2 protein-coding genes are annotated in these 1,583 nt (G+C 38.7%); both read left to right on the forward strand.

What is annotated here, in order from left to right:
• Positions 1 to 159 precede the first annotated feature (159 nt).
• Positions 160 to 552, forward strand: coding sequence for an HTH domain-containing protein (locus tag V6E76_RS11315; protein WP_247353032.1), 393 nt, complete (start codon positions 160 to 162; stop codon positions 550 to 552).
• 53 nt (positions 553 to 605) lie between these two features.
• Positions 606 to 1,520: an IS3 family transposase gene (locus V6E76_RS11320; RefSeq protein WP_499797815.1), complete on the forward strand. Its 915-nt coding sequence runs from the start codon at positions 606 to 608 to the stop codon at positions 1,518 to 1,520.
• Positions 1,521 to 1,583 lie beyond the last annotated feature (63 nt).

Raw genomic sequence — 1,583 nt, forward strand, 5'->3', positions numbered from 1 at the left:
TAAACTGGACCCTATAAACTGGACACCAATTGACCAAATTTTGATATTAATGGACATTCGTTGAGTCATCCTTTTTACTTAAAGACAAAGATGAATACTTCAATAAACCATTCGGACACTCACGAATAAAACAAATCAAGTGCCAGACAGGAGGCCATTATGGGAAATACATTCAGTACATCAGAAATTCAGTTACTTCGTCGCTCAGCTTACGTTGAAAGTGTGACAGAGAAGCAAATTTATTATGGAAAACGGTTTGAATTGGAGTATCATCGATTGATTCAAGCAGGATACACACCCACTGAAAGCTTTGAATTTCTAGGTCTAGCTCCGGATATCGTCGGTAAGGAACGTATTACAAAGTACAATTATCGCTATCACAATGAAAGAAAGGCAGAACTAGATCAAGCACCAACGCCGGAAGTGCCACAAAAAACGTTGATCCAGGAGTTGAAAGAAAAGGAGGCGGAAAATGAGTTATTAAAACAAGAAGTTGAATTTCTTAAAAAAAAAGATCAGATTATGCATCAATTCAAACAGCGCAAAAAATAACACATTACTACTTTCAGCTCATTTATGACACAGCGAACCGACCCAATAATTTATTGACGATTGTTACGATGACAAGACTGTGTGGGGTATCTAAAAGTGGCTATTATAACTGGGTGAAGCAAACAAGAGTGAATGAAGCGAAGCGAGAAGCACAAGATCAAACGGATTTTGAACTGATTTTAGAAGTGTACAAATATAAGGGCTATGACAAAGGCTATCGTACGATTCACATGATGTTACTCGCACGCGGGATTTTGATGAATACGAAAAAGATTCTGAGGCTGATGCAGAAATATAATCTGCGATGTGGGGTAAGAAAGCCGCGTCAGCACCGTATACGGGTAACACAAAGTCAGCAATTACGGGTGAAACCGAACTATGTCCAACGTGCCTTCAGAGCATATGGTCCTCGGAAGATATTACTTACAGACATTAGCTATTTGCCATACAGTCGAAATAAGTGGGCATATTTGAGTACGATCAAAGATGCTTATACGAATGAAATATTGGCTCACACTGTTTCAGAGAATCTACATCTTGAGTTTGTATTGGCATGTGTAAATCAGTTAAAAGAAGTCCCTGGCATCAATGCTCAGACCCCTACGATTATCCATTCTGATCAGGGCACACACTATACCAGTATTAAGTTTCAACAGCTTGTTAAAAATGAACATTATATTCAATCGATGTCACGTCGTGGAAACTGTTGGGATAACGCCCCACAAGAATCATTCTTTGGACATATGAAAGATCACTTACGTTTAGCTGAGTTAGATACATTTGAACAAGTAAAAACGGCCATTGATGAAATCATCTCCTACTACAACAATGACCGTCCACAATGGAAATTAGCCAAGCTAACTCCAACTCAATTTTACCAGTATTACAACACAGGTGTCTATCCATATCAGGACCTCGTAGAACCTGTACACTTACCGTCTGTAAGAACACTGGAACTTGATACTTAATTAAGTATCAAGTTCCAACAAGAAAAAGTGCCATTGAGTGTCCTTGACAAAGGGTCCACTTTA

The organism is Jeotgalicoccus huakuii (assembly GCF_036665975.1).
In the GTDB taxonomy this organism is placed as follows: domain Bacteria; phylum Bacillota; class Bacilli; order Staphylococcales; family Salinicoccaceae; genus Jeotgalicoccus; species Jeotgalicoccus marinus.